At 68.4% G+C, this 23,965-nt stretch carries 19 protein-coding genes and 3 pseudogenes; 7 read left to right on the forward strand and 15 right to left on the reverse strand.

Going from position 1 to position 23,965, the window contains the following annotated elements; translation table 11 throughout:
• Positions 1-247: 247 nt before the first annotated feature.
• Positions 248-568: a three-helix bundle dimerization domain-containing protein gene (locus OG504_RS00925; RefSeq protein WP_405987904.1), complete on the reverse strand. Its 321-nt coding sequence runs from the start codon at positions 566-568 to the stop codon at positions 248-250.
• Positions 569-1,450: 882 nt separating this feature from the next.
• On the opposite strand from OG504_RS00925, the pseudogene OG504_RS00930 reads away from it, so the two are divergent.
• A pseudogene (locus OG504_RS00930) lies at positions 1,451-2,297 on the forward strand (IS5 family transposase).
• A 70-nt stretch (positions 2,298-2,367) separates the two neighbouring features.
• On the opposite strand, the gene OG504_RS00935 reads toward OG504_RS00930, so the two are convergent.
• Positions 2,368-2,736: a MerR family transcriptional regulator gene (locus OG504_RS00935; RefSeq protein ID WP_405996231.1), complete on the reverse strand. Its 369-nt coding sequence runs from the start codon at positions 2,734-2,736 to the stop codon at positions 2,368-2,370.
• A 117-nt stretch (positions 2,737-2,853) separates the two neighbouring features.
• Here OG504_RS00935 and OG504_RS00940 point away from each other — a divergent pair, with 117 nt between their 5' ends.
• The 3 genes from OG504_RS00940 to OG504_RS00950 all read left to right on the forward strand — a co-directional run bounded on the left by OG504_RS00940 (position 2,854) and on the right by OG504_RS00950 (position 5,797).
• On the forward strand, positions 2,854-3,564 hold the full coding sequence (locus tag OG504_RS00940; RefSeq protein WP_405987905.1) for an SDR family oxidoreductase: 711 nt from the start codon (positions 2,854-2,856) through the stop codon (positions 3,562-3,564).
• 178 nt (positions 3,565-3,742) lie between these two features.
• Complete coding sequence (locus tag OG504_RS00945; RefSeq protein ID WP_405987906.1) at positions 3,743-5,209, forward strand: NF041680 family putative transposase; 1,467 nt, start codon at positions 3,743-3,745, stop codon at positions 5,207-5,209.
• 99 nt (positions 5,210-5,308) lie between these two features.
• Positions 5,309-5,797: a DUF6882 domain-containing protein gene (locus tag OG504_RS00950; protein ID WP_405987907.1), complete on the forward strand. Its 489-nt coding sequence runs from the start codon at positions 5,309-5,311 to the stop codon at positions 5,795-5,797.
• A gap of 213 nt (positions 5,798-6,010) precedes the next feature.
• Here OG504_RS00950 and OG504_RS00955 read toward each other — a convergent pair whose 3' ends face one another.
• From OG504_RS00955 to OG504_RS00980, 6 genes and pseudogenes are all read right to left on the reverse strand, one after another.
• Positions 6,011-6,985 (reverse strand): ABC transporter permease subunit, encoded by a 975-nt coding sequence (locus OG504_RS00955; RefSeq protein ID WP_405987908.1) that lies wholly within the window; start codon positions 6,983-6,985, stop codon positions 6,011-6,013.
• Complete coding sequence (locus OG504_RS00960; RefSeq protein WP_405987909.1) at positions 6,982-7,878, reverse strand: ABC transporter ATP-binding protein; 897 nt, start codon at positions 7,876-7,878, stop codon at positions 6,982-6,984. Before OG504_RS00960 ends, OG504_RS00955 begins: the two co-directional genes overlap by 4 nt.
• Positions 7,875-8,279, reverse strand: a complete 405-nt coding sequence (locus tag OG504_RS00965; protein WP_405987910.1) for a GntR family transcriptional regulator — start codon at positions 8,277-8,279, stop codon at positions 7,875-7,877. Before OG504_RS00965 ends, OG504_RS00960 begins: the two co-directional genes overlap by 4 nt.
• Positions 8,280-8,400: 121 nt before the next feature.
• The gene (locus OG504_RS00970) at positions 8,401-9,261 is read right to left on the reverse strand and encodes an IS5 family transposase (protein ID WP_405987911.1); all 861 of its coding nucleotides are present in this window, start codon (positions 9,259-9,261) and stop codon (positions 8,401-8,403) included.
• A gap of 99 nt (positions 9,262-9,360) precedes the next feature.
• Entirely contained in the window at positions 9,361-9,720 is a 360-nt protein-coding gene (locus tag OG504_RS00975) for a RacP protein (protein ID WP_405987912.1), read from the reverse strand.
• Positions 9,721-9,776: 56 nt separating this feature from the next.
• Positions 9,777-10,070: pseudogene (locus OG504_RS00980) on the reverse strand (DUF6192 family protein).
• A 20-nt stretch (positions 10,071-10,090) separates the two neighbouring features.
• Here OG504_RS00980 and OG504_RS00985 point away from each other — a divergent pair.
• Together OG504_RS00985 and OG504_RS00990 are read left to right on the forward strand one after the other, a co-directional pair.
• Complete coding sequence (locus tag OG504_RS00985; protein ID WP_405987913.1) at positions 10,091-11,227, forward strand: tyrosine-type recombinase/integrase; 1,137 nt, start codon at positions 10,091-10,093, stop codon at positions 11,225-11,227.
• Positions 11,224-13,053: a site-specific integrase gene (locus tag OG504_RS00990; RefSeq protein ID WP_405987914.1), complete on the forward strand. Its 1,830-nt coding sequence runs from the start codon at positions 11,224-11,226 to the stop codon at positions 13,051-13,053. The genes OG504_RS00985 and OG504_RS00990 overlap by 4 nt, the downstream gene beginning before the upstream one ends.
• Before the next feature lie 14 nt (positions 13,054-13,067).
• On the opposite strand, the pseudogene OG504_RS00995 reads toward OG504_RS00990, so the two are convergent.
• Positions 13,068-14,321, reverse strand: a pseudogene (locus OG504_RS00995) (ISAzo13 family transposase); the annotation flags it as partial.
• 362 nt (positions 14,322-14,683) lie between these two features.
• Between OG504_RS00995 and OG504_RS01000 the strand changes: the two are divergent.
• Complete coding sequence (locus OG504_RS01000; protein ID WP_405987915.1) at positions 14,684-15,448, forward strand: HupE/UreJ family protein; 765 nt, start codon at positions 14,684-14,686, stop codon at positions 15,446-15,448.
• 144 nt (positions 15,449-15,592) lie between these two features.
• Here OG504_RS01000 and OG504_RS01005 read toward each other — a convergent pair whose 3' ends face one another.
• The 6 genes from OG504_RS01005 to OG504_RS01030 form a co-directional block, all read right to left on the reverse strand.
• The gene (locus OG504_RS01005) at positions 15,593-17,194 is read right to left on the reverse strand and encodes an alpha/beta hydrolase-fold protein (RefSeq protein ID WP_405987916.1); all 1,602 of its coding nucleotides are present in this window, start codon (positions 17,192-17,194) and stop codon (positions 15,593-15,595) included.
• A gap of 234 nt (positions 17,195-17,428) precedes the next feature.
• Positions 17,429-18,469, reverse strand: a complete 1,041-nt coding sequence (locus tag OG504_RS01010; RefSeq protein ID WP_405987917.1) for an SMP-30/gluconolactonase/LRE family protein — start codon at positions 18,467-18,469, stop codon at positions 17,429-17,431.
• 350 nt (positions 18,470-18,819) lie between these two features.
• Positions 18,820-19,902 (reverse strand): 4-oxalomesaconate tautomerase, encoded by a 1,083-nt coding sequence (locus OG504_RS01015; protein WP_405987918.1) that lies wholly within the window; start codon positions 19,900-19,902, stop codon positions 18,820-18,822.
• 81 nt (positions 19,903-19,983) lie between these two features.
• The gene (locus OG504_RS01020; protein WP_405987919.1) at positions 19,984-21,684 is read right to left on the reverse strand and encodes a carboxylesterase/lipase family protein; all 1,701 of its coding nucleotides are present in this window, start codon (positions 21,682-21,684) and stop codon (positions 19,984-19,986) included.
• Positions 21,685-21,801: 117 nt separating this feature from the next.
• The gene (gene rraA / locus OG504_RS01025; RefSeq protein WP_405987920.1) at positions 21,802-22,284 is read right to left on the reverse strand and encodes a ribonuclease E activity regulator RraA; all 483 of its coding nucleotides are present in this window, start codon (positions 22,282-22,284) and stop codon (positions 21,802-21,804) included.
• Positions 22,274-23,965: a thiamine pyrophosphate-binding protein gene (locus OG504_RS01030; protein WP_405987921.1), complete on the reverse strand. Its 1,692-nt coding sequence runs from the start codon at positions 23,963-23,965 to the stop codon at positions 22,274-22,276. The genes rraA and OG504_RS01030 overlap by 11 nt, the downstream gene beginning before the upstream one ends.

Genomic DNA, 23,965 nt, shown 5'->3' on the forward strand with positions numbered 1-23,965 from the left:
TGGGTCGGCCGGGGGCCGTCCGCTGCCTGACCGCGGATCGTCCGGACGCATGCGAACGCGGCTGAGCCTGGCTGACCCGACGCCACCGACTGCCAACCGGCACCCTGCTGACCGCGAGCCGACGTCCTGCACCGCCCGCCTCATCGTCCCCGCGGCATCCCGGATGCTCCCGCTGTTCTCGGCCGCGGTCAACGCGCTGCGGTAGCGGACCGGCCTTTCCACATGCCGAAAGCCGTGGCCACCGTGCCTATGCCGAGCGGGTCAGCGCGATCCGAACCCTTCGGCAGGCCCTCGTGATCGAGTGGCCGCGTGTCCCGTCGGAATGCTCGGGAACGAGAACCGTGGGATCGAAGCGCCGGGTGAGTTGCCGCAGCTTGGTACGGCTGCCGTGCTCGACGAGGATCGGCACGTAGGTGGGGATACGAGCGTTGCTGAGCGGCTGGTAGCAGTCCTGCACCACATCCCGAACGATCACAGCCGTCAGCAGGTCGGCGTAGGAGACTGTCAGTCGGTCCGTCAGCTCCTGAATGGCGTCAGGCACCGCGGCTTCAACCGTGTTCGCGCCCATGGGGCGCTCCTCACTGTCGCAGACGGCCGACCGCGGCAGCCGATCAGTGTCCGGGTGCTCGGTGTCGACCTGTCCGCTCCCCACACTTGCACAGAGCGCGTCCGTGGAACGGCCCACCGGATGTGTTCATCAACCCGCCATCCCGAGTCGGTCGGTCGTGGCCGCCGCACCCTTCGCCATCGCCTTCATCATCCATGTCACCGAGAAGCGGTAGTCGGCACTGAGCAAGCGATGTGTTCCGTCCTCCCGCCGACGGATCCGAACGCGGTGGTGCCGCGAACTGCCCTTCAATCGGGGCGAGTTGCTCCCGGATCAGGCGATCATCTCCTGCCGTCGGCCCGCGAGCGTAGAACGTGCCTTCGCCGATATCCAGCAAGCCGTCTCACGGCTCCGTACCATTTCCCAACCCCTGTGACCCTCCGGCCATGGGCCGTTGGTGGTGGAATGGTGGAGGGCCGCGGCCGCATGCGAGTGGGCACGGGCGGCGGCCGCGAGTGCGAGGACGGCGCCATGCTCCCCTCCATCACTGCCTCGCACTGGATCGTCCTCACCACCCACCCCGGGGTGCGCGGGAGTACATCCCGGACTCGAAAAGGGCTGGGGAGGACGAAGGGTTGGAGCCGTGCAGTCGGCGAAGCGGCTCCAGCCGCTCGCAGTGGTCGGACAGTCACTGCGACCCGGGGCAGGGGGCCGAAAGACGCGGGCCGCCGAGAAGGGCGAAGGCCCTGCGCGGGAAGCGCATACCGGTCCGGGGGCATGGCGGCAGCACGTGAATCAGCCGATACCGGCTCGGACGGCCTGCCGGTCCGCGATCGTGAGGTGACTCGTCGGCATCGCGCGGAATCATCCGCCGCGTGAGGGCTGTGGGTGGGTTCACCGTCCCTGGTTCCAGGCGTCTTCCAGCGTGGCCAGAGGCTCGAGTGGGACCAGTTCGCAGCACTGCTGCCCGAGCATGTCGATACCCATCCGCTCGGCTGCCACAACCCGCGCATCCCGGACCGGATTGTCTTCGGGCGCGTCATCGCCGCTCTGGTGCACGGCTACGGATACGAGCGGATCGCCGACCGCCGGTGCTCCGACCGCACCATCCGACGCCGCGTCAAGTACGGGGCGCAGCTGGGCATGGCCGAGCAGGTCCACGGGCCGGCCGTGCAGGCGTACGACCGCATGATCGGCCTCCAACTCCCGTGAGCTGTCCGTCGACGGGTGCATCACCAAAACTCCCTGCGGCGGCGAGAGAGCCGGACGCTCCCCGGCCGACCGGGGCAAGCAGGGCCTGAAGCGCTCAGTGGCCACCGAAGCCCGCGGCGTCCCGATCGGTCTCGTCCCGGCCGGGGCCAACCGTCATGACTCCCCGCTGCTCGTGCCCACCCTGGAGGCCGCGAAGAAGCAGATCGGTGTGTTTCCCGAGCAGGTCAACGTCAACGTGGACCGGGGCTACGACAGTGACAAGGCCTGAGCCGCGCTCGAGGAACTGGGCTTAACCGGCGAGATCGCCCGCAAGGGCGTGCCCGCACCGATCCAGGCCGGCAGGAGGTGGGTCGTGGAGCGGAGCCACGCATGGATGAACGGCTTCGGCAAGCTCCGCCGCTGTACCGAGAAGCGCCAGTGCGCTGTGGACTTCTCCCTCTGCCGGTCCGACGCAGTCGTCACGCTCCGCATGCTCATCCGCCGCGCGACCCCGCTCTACCGCTGGGACGGACGGCCCACCACCAAGAGACTCGAGTGACGCCTGCTGACGGGCGTCCGTCTGCGTCGGGCGGACAAGCACTGCCGCACGCCTGGGGAAGGCGCGCTGCTCAACGAGGGCAGGGCCGGCCCGCGCTCCTTGCCGTGGAGGCTGTGGTGATGATGGCGTCGAGCCGGTCCCGGGTTTTCACCAGGGTGCTGACCTGCGCATCGATGCGGTCCCGCTCGGCCGACAGCCGGTCGAGCAGCGCGGGGGTCACGTCACCGGTCTCGACGCACGGCAGCAGTTCCAGGATCGCCCTGCTCGGCAGCCCTGCGGAGTACAGCTGCTGAATCAGCTGGACGCGGTCGACCGCGCTGTCCGGGTACTGCCGCTGGCCGCTGGGGCTGCGCACCGAGGCCAGTAGGTCCTGCTCTTCGTAGTAGCGCAGTGCCCGCACGCTCACGCCCACCCTTGAGGCCAGCTCGCCGATGCGCATCAACGCCCCCTCCATGACCTGGATCACATTCCTTGCCTCTGACGTCAACGTCAGGTTCTAGCGTAGCCCGTGAACAGCCCGGACAGGAATCACCTCACCACTGCCAGGAGACTCCCCATGAAGATCACCGGTTCCGTCGCCCTCGTCACCGGCGCCAACCGCGGCATCGGCAGGCACTTCGCCCAACAGCTCCTGCACCGGGGCGCCACCAAGGTCTACGCGACCGCGCGCACCCCCCACCTCGTCGACCTCCCCGGTGTGGAGGTACTGCGGCTCGACATCACCGATCCGGCTTCGGTCGCCGCCGCGGCGGGCGCGGCCTCGGACGTCACCCTCTTGATCAACAATGCCGGCGTCTTCACCCAGCAGAACCTCGTCACCGGGGACCCCGAGAAGATCCGGCTGGAGATGGACACCAACTACTTCGGCACCCTCAACGTGGTCCGGGCGTTCACTCCCGTCCTGGCCGCAGGCGGTGGCGGGGCCATCCTCAACGTCCTGTCGGCGATGTCCTGGCTCGCCTACGACGGGGCCAACGCCTACAGCGCGTCGAAGGCGGCGGCGTGGAGCCTCACCAACGGCATCCGCCTCGAACTCGCGGGCCAGGGAACCGCGGTGACGGGCCTGCACCTGGCCAGCACCGACACCGACATGATGGCCGGGTGGGACGTGGAGAAGAACGACCCCGCCGATGTCGTGCGCGCCGCCCTCGACGGTATCGAGGCCGGGAAGATGGAGATCCTCGCCGACGCCAACAGCATCCAGCTCAAGGCGGCCCTGTCCGCCGACCCGAGCGTGCTCTATCCGCAGGCGGTTCCGGCCGCCTGACCCTGCGGAGTCCTCGTGCTAATCGCCGAAAAAACAACGGATATCCCTTAGGCTTGCCGTTTAAGGTCGGCCGTCGAACGGGGCTCGAACTTGTTCGGTTTTCCCCAGTTCACCAGATGTGTGAGGGGCCGCTGGTCGATCCTGTGCTGAGCGACAACGCAGCACGGAGGCCGGGATCGTGGGATTGGTCGAGCATGAGGTTCAACGAGACGCGTTGACGGTGATGGCGGAGTTCCGGTCGGAGTTGTACGCGTGCCTGACCGCGCGGAGCGACGCCCTGTTCGAGCTGTGCGACGCGCTGTTGTGCACCGACGGTCCGGTCCGCACCCTCGTGGACCTGGCGCTCGCTCCCGAGCATCGGCGCGGGCACGGGGCCTTGTACTCCGGGATCAACCAGGGTCGCATCGACGTCGCCCGGCTGCGGCGGGCACTGACCACTGTCCCGCTTCCCCGAGCCGGTGACGGTCGGCTGGTGCTGGCGGTAGACGTCTCTCCTTGGTTGCGTCCGGACGCCGACACCTCGTCAGACCGCTCCTTCTGCCATACCTTCGGCCGGGGCCTGGGCAAGCACCAGATGGTGCCCGGCTGGCCGTACTCGATCGTCGCCGCGCTGGAGACCGGCCGGACCTCGTGGACCGCACTGCTGGACGCGATCCGGCTGGAGCCCGGCGCCGACCTGGCCGCCGTCACAGCCGACCAAGTCCACGACGTCGTCCAACGTCTCGTGGGCGCCGGCCAGTGGCGCGACGGGGACCCGAAGGTCTTGGTCGTGCTGGACGCGGGCTACGACGCGCCCCGCATCGCCCACCTCCTGGCCGACCTGCCCGTGGAAGTTCTGGGCCGGCTCCGCTCCGACCGGGTGATGCGCAAGCCCGTTCCGGTGCCGTGGATCTGCCCGCCACAGGGTGGCCGCCCGCCCAAGCACGGAGGCGAGTTCGTCTTCGGCCGGCCCGAGACCTGGGGTGACCCAGACGCGGTCACCGTAACGGACACCGACAAGTATGGGACGGCGACGGCGCAAGCGTGGGATCGGGTGCATCCCCGGCTCACCCGCCGGGCAGCATGGGGCGATCACGAAGGGCCGCTGCCGATCATCGAGGGCACCGTGATCCGCCTGTCGGTCGAGAAGTTGCCCAGCGGCGGTGTGAACAAGCCTGTCTGGCTGTGGTGGTCGGGCACCGGCGCCGATCCCCAGGACGTCGACCGCTGTTGGCAGGCGTTCCTTCGCCGGTTCGACGTGGAGCACACCTTCCGACTGCTCAAGCAGACTCTCGGCTGGACCCGGCCCAAACTGCGGGACTCGCAGGCCGCCGACCGCTGGACATGGCTCGTCCTAGCCGCGCACGCTCAGCTTCGCCTCGCCCGTCCGCTCGCGCGGGATCTGCGTCGGCCGTGGGAGCGGTCGGCGGACCCGAACAGACTCACCCCTGCTCGGGTCCGTCGCGGGTTCAGGAACCTGCGGGCAAAGACCGGCACCCCAGCCGGTGCACCGAAACCGGCCCGCCCCGGCCCCGGCAGGCCGCCCGGGTCGAAGAACCGCCACCCAGCACCCCGCCACGATGTCGGCAGAGTCCTAGCCACGGGTGAGGCATACGCCCGGCCCGCGCATCACCAGAAGGGAACCAAGCCCCGACGGACCGGATGAGCGACAGGTCCATCCGGACATTGGCAAGTCCAGGCCCGGTAGTCCTGGCCACAGGCCAGGTGGCAGGATCTTGCCGACAGTCCTGCACGAGGAGGCAACGTGGACGACCGCTCGAAGCATGACCACTCCGGCTGGGAAGCGGTCGTGCTCGCGGCTCAGGAGCGTGCCCGCTCGCGCCAGGCACTCATGGTCGAGCGCTTCGGCCTGTCAGGAGACGTGCAATACGACTGGTCGATGGACGACGCGCAGATCACGTGGTCGCGCGACGGCAAGGTTTTCCTCACAGGCCGACTCACAGTGATCGGCAGCGTCAGTGTTGCCCAGCAGACCTGGCTGTGGTCCTGGGCGAACGAGTCACTCCCGCACGCCGCCCTGGGCGACATGGAGAGGGTGCGGCAGTTCGGCGAGGAGAACGACTACCCCGTCCTTCCTTGGCCAGGCTTAACGTACGACCCCGAACTCGTCGCTGAGGCTCGGATGGTCGCGGCCTCCGTGCTCGACGCCGAGGGACTGTGGGCAGAGTCGATGGACGACGTGCAACTCCACTTCATGATCCATGACCTGGCACTCGCTGCCGATCAACAGTGACGGTTGCACGGATTCCCAGGCAGCTGGTGCTGGCCGCCGGACGTTAAACGGCAAGTTAAGTGCCTGTCTCTGATCTAGTCATGCCAAGACTGGCGTCCTCGTGTCCGGTGACACACAACGTTGCAAAACACGGTGAGGGGCAGCCGAATGATCCCGGTTGCCCCTCGCGCCTGTTTCAGCGGTCCGGCGTCGCGCTCCGCACCTGTTGCTTGGTCAGGTCAGGCGGCGGCGGATCCACCAGGTGCAGAATCCGGTCAGGCCGAGGGCGAGCCCGAGGTAGATGCCGGTCTCGGTCCACTGCAGGGCCCAGAAGTTGTCGGCGGGCTGGTAGGTGACCTGCTGCTGGTAGCCGGACTTGTCGAGGGCATGGACGCAGTCGGCGAAGGACGCGCAGTCGGCGAAGGACGGGGGCATGGCGGTCGGGTGGCCGGATGCGTTGACGGTCTGTTCGGCCAGGATCCAGGCGTCGGGTTGGCCGAAGTCGACCTCACGCACGGAGTCGACGCCGATACTCGTGGGCTTGGCCTGCGTGAACGGGAGGGTGACCTGGACCGATGTGGCCAGGTGGGGCCGGATCCACAGAGGCATGGCGATCTGGACGGCCGCGAAGACGGCGAGCGTGGTAGCCATCGCGGGCAAGGTACGGCGGAAGAGGACGCCGACGGTGACGCCGAGGATGAAGGCGAAGGCGCCATAGCCGATGGGGACGACACCGCGTGCGCCGAACACCATTGGATCGATACGCGGGAAGAAGGGGGTCGAAGAATCGGCTCCGCTGCCCACGGCCTGGTCGATGGGGCGACTCCACCAGGTCACCGCGAGGCTGGCCAGTCCGGCCACGGTCATGGTGACCAGTCCGGCGAGAGCGAGCTTGGTCGCCAGCCAGCGGGTGCGTGTGACGGTCTGGTTCCATGCCAGCCGGTGGGTGCCGTCCTCCAGTTCGCGCGCGATCAGCGGAGCGCCCCAGAAGAGGCCGATGATGGCTGGCAAGGCCAAGACGATGGCCCAACCGACGTAGTACAGACTCTGATCGGCGCTGGAGATCCGGTTGAGCAGGTCGCGGCCGGCAGAGTCGTAGAGATCGGCCAGTTGCGGGCCGGTGACCGCGAGGAGTGCGGCAAGGGCGGCCACGGCAGCGAACACCACTGTTGCCTGGGTGCGGAACTGGCGCCAGGTCAGCCAGATCATCGAAGGACCTCCAGCGCCGGTCGGGAATCGCGGACCGCGTCGGCGGGCCGGGTCATGTAGGCCAGGACGATGTCTTCCAGGCTGAGCGGGCTGAGGGTCCAGGCGGAATCGTGGATCGGGCCGTCGGTGCGCACCAGCAGGGTGGTCTGGCGGTCGGTGTGGCTGGCAGAGATGACGTGCTGGCGGACGGGGAGAGTGGCCGGGTCGCGGCGGGCCCCGGTCAGCCGGTGATGTGTGGCTTGCAGTTCGTCGATGTCGCCGGCCACTTGCACCCGGGAGTCGACCAGCACGATGACGTAGTCGCAGGCCCGTTCCACGTCGGAGACCAGGTGGGAGGAGAGCACGACGCTCATCTGCTGATCGGCGACCGCCTCCATCAGGTCCTGCATGAACTCCCGGCGGGCGAGCGGGTCGAGGGCGGCGACCGGCTCGTCCAGGATCAGCAGTTCCGGCCGTTTGGCGAGGCCCAGGGTGAGGGCGAGCTGTGCGCGCTGGCCGCCGGACAGCCTCCCGGCCTTCTGGTTGAGGTCCAGATTGAGTCGTCGGATCCGCTGCTGGGCGAGGGTTTCGTCCCAGCCGGGGTTGAGGCGGGCGCCCAGCCTCAGGTGGTCGGCGATGCTCAGGGCGGTGTAGGTCGGGGTGTCCTGAGCAACGTAGCCGACCTTGGCCAGCTGGGCGGAACCGCTGGCAGGCCGACCGCCGCACACCTCGATGGTGCCCGCGGTCGGGGTCAGCATCCCGGAGGCCAGGTTCAACAGAGTGGACTTTCCGGCTCCGTTGGGCCCGACCAGGCCGACGACCCGCCCGGCGGGCACGTCCAGGTCGCAGTTCTGCAGCGCCCAGCGCTGCTTGTATCTCTTGCCCAGGGCCTGGGCCCGTAAGACGGCGCTCACGCTACGTCCTCTCCAGCGGCGGTCCGAAAGGTGGTCATGAACAGGGCCTCGATGGACTCGTCGTCGAGGCCGGCCAGTCGGGCTTTGGTCAGCCAGCGCTGCAGGTCCTTCTGGAGCGGGCCGTGGGCGGCGAGCGAGGCGTCGGCCAGCGTCCGGGTTACGAATGTCCCCACGCCCGGTCGGGCGGCCACCAGTCCCTCGTGCTCCAGCTCCCGGTACGCCTTGAGCACGGTGTTCGGATTGACCGCCACCTGCCTGGCGACCTCCTTGACCGTGGGAAGCCGGTCCCCCTCCTCCAACAGGCCCAGCCTCAGCGCGTGACGCACCTGCTGGACCAGTTGCTGATAGGGGGACGTGCCGGACCGGTTGTTCAGGTGGAACTCAATCACCAGTTCCTCCATTTATCTAGTTACCTAGCACTTTAGCCTCCTAGTGTGGTGGTCGGTCAACGTGCAAGGCGAGGCTGGCCGGAATCGATGTAACGACACGGGAGTTCATCGGAGCCCGGCCCGGGGCCGGCTGTCAGGCCGCCTGCGCCAGGCAGTACGGGGTGACGTCGCGGCGGGTGGCGGGCTTGGTCTTGCGGCGGGTGAGGCGCCGGGTCATCAGCGTGATCGCGGCCCAGGTGATCAACGATTCGCTCATCTCGGGGAGCCGTTCGTGGTCGCGGCAGTGCCGTCTGGCCCGCATGATCCACGACCAAGATCGTTCGACCACCCACCTGCGCGGAAGGACGACGAAGCCTTTCACGTCCGGCGGGCGCCGTACCGTTTTGATGGTGATGTCGAGGTGGGTCTTGGCCCAGGTCACCAGCTTCCCGGCGTATGCGGAGTCGGCCCAGACAATGGCGATCTCAGGGTGGATGAGAGCGATGCGGAACAACAGTTCCTTGGCCGCCTCGCGGTCGGTCACGTTGGCCGCGGTCACCATCACCAGGAGCACCAGACCTCTGTCGTCACAGATGAGGTGCCTTTTCCTCCCGTTGATCTTCTTGGCTTCGTCCCATCCCCGGGTGTCCTTGCCGACGGTCTCGGACGCCTTGACGCTCTGGGAGTCGATGATCGCGGAGGCGGTGCGGGGTGTCTTCCCGCTGGCAAGACGGATCTTGCGGCGGAGATGGTCGCGGATGACGCCGATGACACCGGCGGCGGCCCAGCGCCGCGCGAACCCGTGGATGGTCCGCCAGGGCGCGAAGTCGATGGGCATGGACCTCCACTTGATGCCGTTGTCGACCAGATAGCGGATGCCGTCGACGATCTCCCGCCGGGGGTGGGCCTCGGGGTGTCCGCCGGTCGACTTCTGGCAGGCCGGGACCGGCAACAGCGGCTCGATCAGGCGCCATTCGGCATCGGTCATGTCGGAGGGGTAGTGGGGCTCGCGCATCGGGATGGTGGGGCCCGGCCCGGTGGGGAGCGCTGCGGACGCGTGGACCGGACCCCGGTCTCCTGATTCTGCGGTGAGCGTCTTGGCCGCGAAGAGTGGTCAGCGCGGTGGCCGGGCGGCCATCGTGAGGTTCGACTCGATCGCCTTCATCTGGTCGCTGAGGTAGCCGGCCCACGTGCTCTTGGGGAACAGGGCCAGGTGGGGGCCGATCGTGCCCGTGATCATCCGGCGGAACTGGGTGAGCTTCTCGCTGAGCCAGGCCCGCTCCCACTCCTCCAGCTCGGCTTCGCTCGCGCAGAAGTGATATCCCAGGTCACGCCCCCAAATGACGGGTGGCCAGCTACGTTCAGCGCAAAGATCGCGCAGCGTGGCCAGCCCCCGTCTGGTCTGCCAGCGGCTGAGCTCGCACGCACCCATCAGCCGGCCCAGGACCATGCCGGCGGGCGCGACCTCGAACAAGGCAGTCCGTAGGAGGTCGGCGTGGCGCTCCGCTGCTGGGGAGCGCTTGGCCACGGTTACTCGCCCCGCAGGATGCGGGCGAGTTCCTCGTCCATGTCGACCTCGCCGGTCTCGGCAGCGGTCTCGACCCAGTCCAGAACGGCCCGGCAACGGGCTACGTTCTACGCCAGGACGGCCCGCTCGTCGTCCGAGAGGTGCCGGTCGCGCAGCTGGGGAACCGTCTTCCCACAGGCAGACACGAACCGGTGGCAGGCGCCGACCAGGTCCAGGAACTCACCTGTTGACCGGATTACCGGGCGACACGCCGATCCTGTTGCTCTGGTGGCGATTGCTTGACCGATAGATCTCACGCAGCAATCAGGGAGGCTGTGTGAGATCGCTAGACCAGGTCGAGCGGAATGTCGAGAAGATCCAGATACCCGGCTGGGGGCGGGTTGTTGCTGTTGACGGGGTCGTGCCGTGGCTGGTCGTCGACCCCGAGGGACGGCCGGTAGAGCCGATCCGGCGATACCTTCGGGACTTCCTCGCTCAGGGGAACCGTCCGGGCAGCGTCCGGAGTTACGCCTACGATCTGCTGCGTTGGTCGTCGGCGACCACGGCGGGCACGGTCAACCCCATCACCCGGAAGCGGCACTTGGGGGATCAGTACGAGCCGACGACGATCCGGCACAGCAACGCGGTGCTCCGAGCCTTCTACGAGTTCTGGATCGAGGTCGGTGAAGGCCCCTTGGTCAACCCCGTTCCACTGGAGCGGATGCGGGGGCGCCGACCGAACGCGCACCACAACCCGACGGAGCCCTACCGGGCCGAGGGACGGCTGCGCTACAACCCCAAGCTCCCCAAACGCAGACCGCGGGCCCTGACCGACGAGCGCTGGAACGACCTGTTCGGCCCGATGCGGTGGAACCGGGACCGGGCCATCCTCGCCATGGGCATCAGCAACGCCGCCCGCGCCTCCGAACTCCTCGGACTCCGCGGGGTCGACATCGACTGGGGCGAGCAGGCGGTACGCGTCGTCCGCAAGGGCACCGACGCCGAACAGTGGCTGCCCACCAGCCCGGACGCCTTTGTCTGGCTGCGCCTCTACCTCGCCGAGATCGACCAGCTCGACCCCACCGAGCCGATCTGGTGGACCCTGCGTCGCCGCGACCGTGGCGACGGTCTTCGCCGTCACCAGCTGGAGTACGACGCGCTTCGCGGCGTGTTCCGCCGCGCCAACTCGGTGCTCGGCACCAACTACTCCATGCACGATCTGCGACACACCTGCGCTCTGCGCATGGCCCGCGACAAGCGGCTCTCGCTCCGGGACGTCCAGGTCATCCTTGGACACGCCCACCTGGGCACGACCGCAGACTTCTACCTCATCGAAGACGAGGACGAGGTCATCCGCCGCGTCGCCGAGTACCTGGCCGAACGCGAGGAGAGAGCCCAGACGCCACCCCCGCAGGTGGCGGTGGGATACGACGACGCGGACCTGTCGGTGCTGTTCGGAGGGCCGACACAATGACGATCACCCTGGCCCAGCTCGCCGCCCGTCGCCGTCACGGCCGCCGCCGGCTCGACGACTACCACCACCTGGTCGACCAGCACCGGGTGGGCCCCGTCGACACCGCCTCCGCAGACGAGATCCTGGCCTTGCTGCCGCAGCTGCCCGACTGGTCGGACGGACGACCGGACCGCCGCAGCGGAGCCTTGCGTGGCGCGAAGAACATCCTGGCCTGGCTCGAAGCCCATCCGGGCACGGGCTGGCAGGAACGATGGCTCGCCGCCACCGACACTGGCACGACCTGGGTGGACCATCTCGCGTCCGGGGACCTCCGGTCGGCATCGACCAAACGCGAGGAGAATCTGCGGGGCCTGGTCAGCCTGCTGCTCTGCCGCGTCATCTTGCCCGGCTACGGCTTCCTGACCAGCTACAACTCCAGCCGGATGCAAGAGCGGGTCCGGCAGGTCCTCAACCCGGACGCATTCGCCCGGCTCGAGCAGGCCGCACTCGACCGCGGCCTGAGCGGACGCCAACGTGGGGAAGCCCTGGGTGCGCTCAGCAAGATCGTGCTGCACACCGGGAAGGACGTCGACCAACTCACCCCGGAAGACCTGCTCGAATTGCACGTCTGGAGTCTGAGACTGCGCCCGCAGACCAAGACCTTCAACGGTCTGCACTCCGCCTGGGACCTGCTGGGAGACATCGGGCTGATGCCGCCAGGTTCAACGCTGCGAAGCGTCGCGCTGCGTCGAGGGACTAGGCCCGCGGCCGAGCTCGTGGACAGCTACCACCTGGCCAGTCGCCCAATCCGAGACGTGCTGATCCGCTACCTCGACGAACGTCGCCCCGCCGTCGACTATGGCTCTTTCCGCAACCTCGTCGGCGTCCTGGTCGGACGGTTCTGGGCCGACATCGAACAGCACCACCCGGGCCTCGACACCCTTCATCTCCCCGACGAAGTCGCGCAGGCATGGAAAGAACGCATCCGCAACGTGACGGGCGCCGACGGCGAAGTCCGCCCCCGGCAAGGCGTCCACCACGTGCTGATGGCGGTCCGCGCCCTCTACCTCGACATCCAGCAGTGGGCGCTCGAAGATCCGAGCTGGGTGCCCTGGGCCGTCCCCAGTCCAGTCCGCGCCAGCGACACCACCGGCCAGGCCAAGGCCCGCCGGAAGGCCCAGGCCGCTATGCACCAGCGAATACGTCAGCGGCTTCCCCACCTGCCCGCCCTGGCGGATACCGCCGAGCGGTGCCACTCCCAGATCGCCATGCTGATGGCTACCGCCGCCGAGCACGAGCCCGGCGAGGTCTTCGACCACGCCAGGACGCGCTATCGCCGCACCGCGTTCAAGAGCGTCGGCAGAGGCCAAGCCAGCCAGGGGCACTTCTCCGTCGAGGTCGAGAACCTGGACACCGGAACGACGATCAACCTCACCCGACGTGAGGATGAGGCCTTCTGGGCCTGGGTGATAGTGGAGACCCTCCGGCACACCGGAGTCCGTCTGGAGGAACTGCTGGAGATCACCCACCTCGCGCTGGTCTCCTACCAGTTGCCGGACACCGACGAAGTCGTCCCACTACTTCAGATCGTGCCGTCGAAGACCAACGAAGAACGGCTCTTGCTGGTCAGCCCCGAACTCGCCAGCGTCCTGGCCACCGTGATCACCCGGCTGCGGAAGGACAACGGCAGCAAGGTGCCCCTGGTCGCCCGCTACGACCCGAGCGAACGCGTCACCGGACCGCCGCTGCCACACTTGTTCCAGCGGAAATCCGGCACGCGCCAGGAAGTGATCAGCACCGCCACCGTCTACAACCTCATCAACATCGTGCTGGAAGCCGCAGGCTGAAGGACGCCGCAGGCTTGACGGACGACGCCGCCACGGGTTCCCGGACGCCGGGCGCCGCTGCGCTGGTGATGGCGGCGTTGTTCGAGCGCAGCCTGGTAGGGCACGGTGATCCGGTCGATCAGCGCCTGGAAGTCCGGACGGGACATGCCGGTGAGCGCGGGGTGGGACAGGGTCAGGGAGAGATCCATTCGGCTGGTGGTCACGCCCTCCTGCGCCCAGTCGCGCAACTCCTGGGCGCAGGAGAAGTAGTGCACGGTCTGGGAGACGGTGATCTTCTGCGTGTCCATGAGGGTGTCCGTCTCTCCGATGGCCTTGCCGATCGTGACCGGGTTGATGGCAAGCAGGTCGACCAGGACCTTCTGGGAGCAGACGCGGCGCAGATAGATCACCGTGACAGGGATGCGGTCGTCGTTCGAGAGCAGGGGTTTGCCGTGCGCTCCGGGGGCCTGCAGGCGCCGGCCGCCGCGCTGCTGGAACTTGCGTTGTTCGGCCCGGGCGGCCTGCGCGGGGGCCAACTGGGCGCACAGTGCGTCCAGTTGGAGTGGGGTCATGCCGCTCAGGGGCGGGCTGGCGAGCATCGCCAGGACCTGCGACCTGGTGCGGTCGCGATCGCTGGTGTTGATCACACAGTCGCCGGTGGTGCTGGCTGGGGCGATCGTGTAGTTCCAGGATCCGTGCCGGTCATGGGGTGTGATCGGCAGGGAGCGCAGATGCTCGCGGCTGACGGAGATCCCCACCGGGTAGGTCCCGTCGTCCAGCTCGGCGTGAACGCGAAGGCCCGTACGCGTGCGGGTCGCGGCAATGCTGTTGACCACGACTTCATGGCTGGTCAGGGGCCTGCCACGCCAGTTCATAGTGATGTGGGAGAACAGCCGGTGCTCGATCTTGTTCCATTTCGAAGTGCCCGGCGGAAAGCGGCAGACGCTCACCGTGAGACCCATCTCGGCGGCGAAAGCGGCGAGTTCGGCTTTCCACAGCCGGTAGCGGTAGCTGTTGGACCCTCCGCAGTCCGCGGTGATCAGCAACCTGTCGGCATCCCGGTGGTCCACCCGGCCACGGGCCTGCCACCAGCGGCGGATCGACTCGACGGCGAATACAGAGGTGTCGTGATCGGTACCGACGTTCACCCAGCCGCGGTCGCGGGCCAGATCGTAGATGCCGAAGGGTATCGCCACCTCGACGTCGGGGCCGATGAAGTAGAAGCTGTGGTCCTCCACCTGCACCGGATCGCTGGCGGGGCGCCATTGACGTCCGGGGTTCGGCAGCTGACAGTGATGATGTAGCCCGCCCTGCCCGGTCAACTGCAGCCCCTCCGACCGGGCCCGCTCCACCAGCATCGCGACCAGCTGCTCATCGGACACAGGCACAGGCTGCCCAGGCTGGACACTCTCGACAGGCTCCACGGTCTCCAACTCCACGGCGGTGTCAGTCACTTGACGTCTCTCCCATGATCGTCGGATCCGCCGTTAGATTTACGCTCCCGTACCACCGCGATCCTGCTCGACGAAACACCGAACCAGGTGACCGGCCACGTGGAACTCCCCGTCGACCGGCTCGCCATCGCCCTCGACCAGCCCCTCACCGCGAAGAGCGTCCTCCAGTCGCCAAGCTCGAAGAACTGCGCCGCTACGTGCCCGGCCACACCTCCGCGGCCGACCCCGACGGCACCCGATGGACCACCACCGTCAGCGGCGGCCGCGTCGAGAAGATCGACGGCGTCGACCACCTGGTCTTCGACCTGACTCTGCGACCGCCGACCGGCACGGTCCACGACTTCCGTCTCACCTACGACGCGATCATGCACCACCTGCTGTCCCACCAGATCCTCGTCTCGCTGCGCCCGGACGGCTCCGACAGCTACACCACCGTGGGCGTCCTCGACTGGCAGCAGCACACCCTCGCGATACCGGCCGCCGGCGCCTCCACCGAGCACGGCTTCACCGCCGCCGTACATCTGGGCATCCGGCACATCGCCTCAGGCGCCGACCACCTGCTGTTCCTCCTCATGCTCCTCCTCCCCGCACCGCTCCTCGCCCGCCGCGGGCGATGGATCCGCGCCGACGACCTGCGCCGCAACTCATGGCGCGTCGTGCACGTGGTCACCGCCTTCGCCGTCGGGCACTCCATCACCCTCGCCCTGGTCGCCCTCGGCTACATCAGCGCTCCCACCCGCGTGGTGGAAACCCTGATCGCTCTGTCCATCCTGGTCTCCGGCATCCATGCCGTCCGGCCCCTCGTCCCCGGCGGCGAGACATGGATCGCCGCCGGATTCGGGCTCATGCACGGCCTCGCCTTCGCCGCACTGTCGCCACCACCCATGCCTCGGTCCGCAAGGCCTGGGTCGACGGCGGCTACCGCAAGCATCTCGCGGAGCACGCCGCCGCCCTCGGCGTGACATGGAAATCGTCCAACGCGCCCCCGGGACCGGAGGATTCACCCCGATCCCGAAGCGACGGGCTCACCCAAGATCCGCAGACCCGTGTTCAAAGAGGGCAGGACCACCGTCAGTCTCACGGACCCAAGCCGGTACTCCGTGGGACTACTTCGTGGGGTTGCCGGCGGTGGCAGCGAGGCTGGTGCTGGCATTGTAGAAGGTGTTGCCGCTGTAGACAGCGGTCACGGTGGCTCCGGCGGCCGTCCCCGTGGCGAGCGTGGCCTTGCCGCCCTTCAGGGCGACCGGCTTGCCGAGGTTCTGTCCGTCGGCCTTGAACTGGACGGTGCCGGTCGGTGTGGCCGGCTCGACCGTCGAGGCGGTCACGGTCGCGGTCACGCTCTTGGCGGTCGCGACGGCACTCGTGGCCGTGGTCCGGAAGCCGACCCGGGTCAGGAAGTCGTGGAGGGCGGACTGCCAGAAGGTCCAGGTGTGTCCGCCGCCGACAGAGTAGTAGGTGAAGGGGACACCGGCGTTGATCATGCCCTCGCGCTCGGTAGTGGCGGTCATCGTCGGGGCGTTGCCGCCGAGGTCCTCCTGGCCGATGGCCAGGTGGATGCCGAGCACCTGCTTGAGCCGTGGGTTGGTGTAGGCGGGGTCGATCGGGGTGTTGCCCGTGCCGGTGACGGTCACGGCCGGGGCGCCGGAGGCCGGCGACCACGCGCCGACATATCCGAACTCGGTGGTGTCGCCGAAGAGGAAGTTGTTGGCCTGGGTGCCGTAGGCGGAGGTGCCGGCGAAGGCACGGTCGTTGGCGCTGGTGCTCACGTCGTAGTTCGTCGCGACGTAGGGAAGCACGTTGTCGGTGACCTCCTGCGTGTAGACGCTGCCCTTGGTGAGTCCTGATCCGTCGGGCATGACGACGACCGCGGGCTGCATCCTGTGCTCGGCGATGAGGTTGTCGACGATCTGGGCGAGGCGGCCGCGGGTCGGCCAGGCGGCTTCGTTCTCCCCGCCGCCGTGGCTGAGGACGAACACCGGGTACGGGGTGGAGCGGTGCGCGTCGTAGCCGGGCGGGGTGTAGACGGCCAAGGGGTGCGTGCCGGTGGCGGTGTTCGCGGTGGGGTACGTGACGTCCGTGATCCTGCCGCGCTCGCCTCCCGGGGCGTCGGTCTGCCAGGAGTAGTCGGTGGTGCCGAACTTGGCGTCGGACGGCACGTACACCTGGCTGAACGCCGCGGGCGAGCCGGTGGTGCTCCACGCCGGGAGCGCCGGGTCAGTAGTCGCGGTACAACCGGTCAGCGCTGGTGCGGTCGCCGTGCAGTCGGCGTAGAACTGGTAGTCGAAGGTGCCAGAGGGCAGCGGGACGGTGTACGACCAGGTCCCGGTCCTGGCGTCCTTGGTCATGTCGGCGACCGGCCAGTTCTCACTGGGCATGTCCGGCGACTGGAGCGCGAAATCGCCGGGCTTCCACTGCGACGCCGGGATGGGCGAGGCGTTGGTCGGGTCCGTGCTGGAGGTGGTCGTCGACGCGAACGACCAGGCGCCCTTGATCCGCATCGACGTAGCCGCGGCGTCCTTGATCCGGAAGGTGACCTCGTAGCCTGTGGGTCCCGTTCCGGTGTGGGCGACGGTCGGTCCCAGCGCGGCCGACCGGGACGGGGCGGCCGGTTTCGTCTGCGCCGTCGACGATGCGGGGGCGAAGGCCGCTGTCGCCAGCGTTCCGGCGATCGCCAGGGCCAGTGTGCTTCTGCGGGGCGTCTTGGGCATCTGAGACTCCTTGTGCGGCGGAGGGTGTACGGCATCGGCCGGCTCGGGTCCCGGCAGTGCGGCTGCGGGCAACCGGTGGGGCATCCTTCGAACGAGTCGGCGGATGGGGTGCGGCGTACCTTCACCTCGTGGCGTGTTCGGCGGACTCGTCGCAGCCGATCTCCACAGCCACGGCGAACTCGGCCTGAACCGCTCCGGGGTGCGGGACGAACTCGCCGGCTGCGGTCCGTTTCATCAGACGGACTGGCCTGTGACGGCGTTTCCCAGCTCTGTGCCGTCGAATTTCTTCGGCAACTCCAGGGAGAGGATGAGGAACGGCTTCTTGGTCAGGTCTTTCGGGTTGCCGAACAGCTCTGTTCTTTCTGACTGCGGCGCGGGGACGTACAGCCGACGATCGGCTCCGATGAACGAGCCGTCCGGGCTGACAAGTTCGGGGTTGGCGGCCAGAACAGTCTTCTTGCCCGACGGTGGCATGAGCAGGATGCGCTTGTTGTCGAGGTCCGACAGGTAGAGATTTCCGTGCGTGTCCATGGCGCAACCGCCCGTCAGGGGTATATCGGCCACGTGCTCGATATGCGTGGCAAGTTGCGCGTCAGACACTCTCGCGTCGCGCAGGAGGTCGGTGGCGACTCGATAGAACGGCCCGGTAGGTGCTGCCCAGTAGAGCCACTTGCCGTCCTGGGTGATCTCGATCATGTCGCTCTTGGGCGTCCGGTGTTTGCTCTTGCTCTTTCCTGTTGCGGTCGCTGTCGCTGTCGGCGCAACCACCCCCAGCATCTCCTTGTACCCGGAAAGGCGACGCATGGTCTTCCCTGTCGACAGGTCGTGGACGATAAGGCCACCGAGCCCGGAATCCGTCAGGTAGACAGTGGAGCCGTGGATCCGAAGGTCGTTCATCTGTGCGCCAGTAGGGAGGGTGTCTTCGCCGAACCGGAGCACATCGAGAACTTTCCCGCTGTGCGGATCGAACTGGACGATCTTCTGGGCGCCGGGCTTCGGGGTGGAGAGTTCCTTTGGCGACGCATCAGGGCGCAGACCGCCTTGGTCGACGCACCAAACGGTGTCGTCCGCGAAAATATGCAGGGAGTTGACATAGACGAATGCGTTCTTGCCGTCGTCTCCCGGCTTCCACTCGTTCCAGGAGTTTCCTGGGAATGCTACGACGCTTCCGTCGGGATTCCTGCGGGCAACCGAGGGGGTCGTCTCGTGGCCAGGGAAGCGCGGCAGCCCGAGAAAAAGGTCGTTCGCACTGGTCAGTGCCACCTGGTTGGCCATCCAGGGAGACCTGGCCGCGACCGTGAGCTTCAATTCGGGTTCGGGTGCGGCCGTAGCGGACTTTTCTTGGGCCCCGCAGCCGCTCGCGGCGACAGCCCCTGCTGTTCCCATGGCTATGGCACTTGCTGTGGAGAGGAAACGACGACGCGTGATTTCCATTGACTGCCTCGATTTCCACTGTGAACTCGAACGACGTTCCGCCCGCCGTCGAGAAGCGCTTCGGCGACGGAGCGCACATGGCTGCGCATGGCCGGGCGGAACTGGTGGCGAACGTTCTGCCCGTGGAGGCGTGAAGAGGTCCGGGCTCTCCGACGGCCTTCGCCGGTGACGCCTCGATTCGGTAGGCCGTTTCAGTACGTACGGGGGAAGACGGTCCCGTCGAAGAGCTTGCGCGCGGTACGCACCAGGCTGGAACGGTGGACCCGTGGGGGCGCGGTGGCGGTGTCGAGGTCGATGCCGACGTCGAGCCGGCCGGTGGGGTGCTCGATGCCCATGGCGGCGCCAGGTGCGGGGAGCCGGGCGAGGTCATGTCCTACGGTGCCCTCCAGCAGCACCGCGGTCGCCACGGTGACTGCGCCGAGCACGCCGATGGAGTCGTGCGGACGCAGCGGGATGAAGGTACGGGTGCTGATGGCGCCGCCCTCGCGCGGTGGTGCGACCAGGGTGGTCTTGGGGACGGAGGCGTCCCGGACGTCGCCGAGGACCATGAGCTTGCCGGCCGCGAGCCGCAGCGACTGGACGCGCTCGCGCAGGACGGCGTCGGCGGCGAGTTCGGCGGGCGTCTCGTAGCCGGAGACGCCCAGGTCGCCGGCGGCGACGACGACCACGGGCATCCCGTTGTCGATGCAGGTCACGGCGATGCCGTCGATTTCGTCCCGGACGTTGCCGGTGGGCAGCAGGCTGCCGCACACGGCGCCTTCGGTGTCGGCGAAGTCCAGCACCACGGGAGCCGCTGTGCCGGGGACACCGCTGACGGCGGTCTCCCCGCTGTAGTCGATGACGCCACCGGGGGTGGGGAAGGTGGTGGTGGCCAGGCTGCCGGAGTTGACCATCCGAATCCGTACCCGGGTGCGCACGTCGCCCGCCGGGACCAGGCCCCGCTCCACCGCGAAGGGCCCCACCCCGGCCAGGAGGTTTCCGCAGTTCTGGCGGTCGGAGACGGTGGGCGCCTCCACGCCCACCTGGAGGAACAGGTAGTCGATGTCGGCGTCGGGCGCGGCGGAGCGGGAGACGACGGCGACCTTGCTGGCGAGCGGGTGGGCGCCGCCGAGGCCGTCGATCTGCCGGGGGTCAGGCGTGCCCATGACCCGCAGAAGCAGCTGGTCGCGCTCGCGGGGGTCGGCCGGCAGGTCACCGGCCAGGAAGTAGGCGCCTTTGGAGGTGCCGCCGCGCATCAGCATGCATGGGAGCCCGATGGTGGCAGTGGAGGACATGACCTCACCCTTCGTGGTCAGGAGATGACGGTGCGGGTGTATTCGGTGCCGTACGACCGCGGGCGCAGCCGGTTGGCGCGATTACCTGCTCTGCCGCGGCGGCAGTTGATCGTTCGACGGGAATGTCAGGGGACTGCCCGGGGAGAAGTGGAAGGGGAATCCGTCGGTGAAGTAGCTGTCCCAGTACCCGCACTGATGGTTCCTGGCCGTGTCGGAGACCAGGGCCGGACCGTCGCTGTTGAACGCGATCTCATGCGGTGTGGCGGGTGCGTAGTGCGGGACGGGCGGCAGTCCGTGGGCGGCGAGTGTTCCTGTCCGGGCGAACGCGGCCCAGTAGGCGATCATGGCGTGGGACAGCTGTCGCTGTTCGTCGGTCAGCGTGGCGGAGTCCTTCGTCCCCCACAGGTACGGCAGTTCGGCCGCGTGTTCCGGACCGCCGTCGATGTTGCCCGCGGCCGTGGTGTCACGGAATTCGTACACATACGTCGGGACGGCCGCGGTGAGCGACGCGGCGTTGGAGAGCATGGGGCACGTGAACGCGACGTCGGTCTTGATCTGGGCTTCGGCAGCGCCGGGCACGCTGTAGTCGCCCAGCGGATAGTGATCCAGCACCTGCGGGGCGGTCGCGCCGAACGACGCCTGGATGTCGCTCCGGTAGGTGGCGGCGGTCACTGGTTTGCCGACGGCGTCCGTGGCGGAGTAGATGAACGATGCTCCCTCGTCACCAGTGGTGCCGATCAGTACGGGCACGTGGTTGAAAGCAGCCGTCGCGAAGGCGACCGGGGCCTGCTCGGGCAGTGCGGGTACTTGTGTGGTCGGGTACCAGATCTGTCCGGCCGCCGTCTGCGCCGCGAGAATTTCGGCGGGCGACTTGTGCCGCAGACACGCCATCACGGCCGCGGCCGCTGCGGAGCTGTCGCAGCCGGCATCGGTGACGAATGCGGCATCGTTCCGCTGAGCGTCCTTGCGGTCGGCCTCGATGCAGGTGAGGCCGCTCTCGACGACGGCGCGGCTGAACAGCCCTGCGGCTTTCGGGGAGGCCAGGAGCGTGCAGACCGACTCGCCGCCGGCGGACTGGCCCGCGATCATCACCCGGCTCGGGTCACCGCCGAACTGGGCGACGTTTTGCCTGACCCAGTGGAGGGCCTGGATCTGGTCGAGCAGACCGTAGTCACCCGAGGGGGCTCCGTTGTCCTTGTCCAGTTGGGGAAGGGTCAGGAAGCCCATGGCGCCGAGGCGGTAGTTGATGGTGACGACGAGCATGTCGCCCTGGTCCACCATGGAGACGGGCTGATAGCTGCTGCTGGAGCCGCTGCGGTAGGCGCCACCGTAGATCCATACCGCGACGGGCAGCTTGGACCCCGGATGCGCGTCGGCCGGCGTCCACACGTTGAGGTTGAGGCAGTCCTCGCTGGAGCTCGTGCCGCTTCCTCCGGTCTGCGTGCATGCGGGCCCGGGCGCGGTGGCGTCCCTGACGCCCGACCAGGAGGCGGCCGGCTGGGGCGGCTTCCAGCGCAAAGGGCCGACAGGGGCCTTGGCGAAGGGAATGTCCTCGAAGGAGCGGTAGCTGTCGGTCGTGGTTCCTGCGACGGTGCCGTTCATGGTGTGGACGATCCGGCCTCCCGCACCGGAGCCCGGGGCCGGGGTATCTGCTGTTGCGCTGCTGACGCCCATGCTGAGCATTCCGGCGACTGCCAGCATGAGCGCGAAGACGGTGACTGCCGGACGTCGAGATCTCTCGGGTGAGGGAAGGCTGCTGGTGGTTTCTTTCGCGCGACTCATGGAACGAACCCCTTCTCATGAGGCCCGGCGGGAAATCCGGGCGCTGTCTGGAGCGAGTTGCGGCCCTGAATGTCCTGTCTCCCGTGACTGACATGGCGCCGTTCGGCCGTGTGCGGTTCAGGGGAGGACGACGAGGCCGTCGTCGTCGACGTACACGGTGTCGCCGGGGCGGAATGTGACTCCGCCGAACGTCACTTCGATGTCGCGTCGGCCAGTGCCCCGCTTACCGCTCTTGAGCGGGTTGGAGCCCAGAGCGGCGATTCCGAAGGGGAGTTGGCCCAGTGCGAGGACGTCGCGGACCGCGCCGTTCACGATGGCGCCGGCCCAGCCGTTTTCTACCGCCAGCTCGGCCATCTGGTCGCCCATGAGGGCACACCGCAAGGAGCCGCCGCCGTCGACGACGAGCACGCGGGCATCGCCGGGCTCGGACAACGCGTGACGGACAAGGACGTTGTCGTCGTCGCACTGCACCGTCACGATGCTGCCGCGGAATGCGCGCAGTCCGCCGTACAGCGTGAACTGGTTTTCACAGGCGCTGATCGATCCCTCGTGCTCGTCACAGAGGTCGGCCGTGGACCAGGTCGTCCGGTCAGCGGGCATGCGCGTCTCCTTCATGAGCGGTTGCCCGGTGGCCGGCGCCGGCCGGCACCGGGATGCGGCGCCAGCGCAGGTGTCGGCTCTCCACGGTGCGCGAGGTACGGATCTCGACGACGGCGGTCGGGGCCGCGAGCGCGTCACGGGCCGCGTCGCCGAGTTCGTCAAGGTCGCTCACCTGTCGGCCCAGGGCACCCATCGCCGTGGCGACGTCGGCGATCCGGGGAGTCGGTACGACGGCGAGCGCGCCGGTGTCCGGGCCGGCCTTGAGTCGGTGGTATTCGGTGCCCAGGGCTTCGTCGTTGAGGACGAAGGCGGTGACGCGCGCGTCGGCTCGCACGGCGGTGTCGAGGTCCTGGGCGTGCATCATGAATCCGGCGTCGCCCTCGATCACCACGACGTGCCGGTCGGGCGCGCCGAGCGCCACGCCGACGGCGGTGGTGAGGCCCTGACCGATCGAACCGAAGCCCTGGGCAAGGTGGAAGCTGCGCGGGGCCGCTGTCCTCAGCAGGGCCGACGCGAAGCCCGAGCAGTGCCCGTTGCTCACCACGATCACGGCGTCCTCGGGTAGCGCCTGGTCGAGGGCGAGTACGGCATACCGCGGATCGACCGTTCCCGGCACCAACTCCGGCTGATAGTCAGCCAGTTCGGCGCTCCAGCAGTCCGGCAGCGGGCGTGCGGGGTGGAACCACGGCTCGGTCGGCTCCTGGGAGCGGAAGGTATCGACGACTCGGGTGAGCGTCGCGTGCGCCTCGCCCCGCAGGCGCACGTCGTCGCCGCCGGCGGCCTGGTCGCGGTCGAGGACCGTATCGAGCCTCACCAGTCGGGCGTCGGGAAAGAGCTGCCCGGACCGGGTGGTGCTCGCGCCGGCGCCGGCGCCGAGGGCGACGACGAGGTCGGCGTCGCGGAAGACCGGCTCGGCGTCCGGATGGGACAGGCCGCCGGCGATCCCGAGGTCGAGGGGATGGCCGTCGAACATGCCCTTGGCCGGCAGGGTCGTGGACAGCCCCGCACCAGTCAGCTCGGCGAGTTCGCGGACGAGTGCGGCCGAGCCGCTCGCCATCACACCCCGCCCGGCGACCAGCACGGGTCGCTTCGCGCCTCGCAGCTCTTCCACGAGTTGTGCCGCGGCGGCGGCATTGACCTCGTCATCCAGCATGACGGGTGAGGGCTCGGCTGCCACGGCGTGGGTCGCCTCGACGGAGGCGTCGATCAGGTCGGCGGGGATGCCGACGACGACCGGCCGTCGGTCCCGGGCGGCCTCGGCGATCGCCGCCGCCACGACGGCGCCGGCGTCGTCGTGCGCCGTCACCGGCCGGTAGACAGCCTCGCACGCCTCGACCAGGTGACGCTGGTCGAACAACTGCGCACCCGTGTAGCCGACCGGGGTTTCTCCCGCGAGCAGGACGAGCGGCGAACGGTTGCGTCCGGCGACCAGCAGCGACGTGGCCGTGTGGCTCAGGCCGGGGCCGTGGGTCACCGAGCAGATACCCACCCGCCCCGACGACCAGCCATACCCCTCGGCCATCGCGACCGCGGCACTTTCGTGGCGTACCTCGACGATCTCGACACCCGCGTCGGCCAAGGCGAGTACGAGGTGCATGTTTCCGTCACCCATGAGGGTGAACAGGTGCGTGCAGCCGTGTTCGGCGACGACGCGGGAGACGGACTGGGCATGGGTCGGCAC

Source organism: Streptomyces sp. NBC_00986, from assembly GCF_045162565.1.
Classification (GTDB): Bacteria; Actinomycetota; Actinomycetes; order Streptomycetales; family Streptomycetaceae; genus Streptomyces.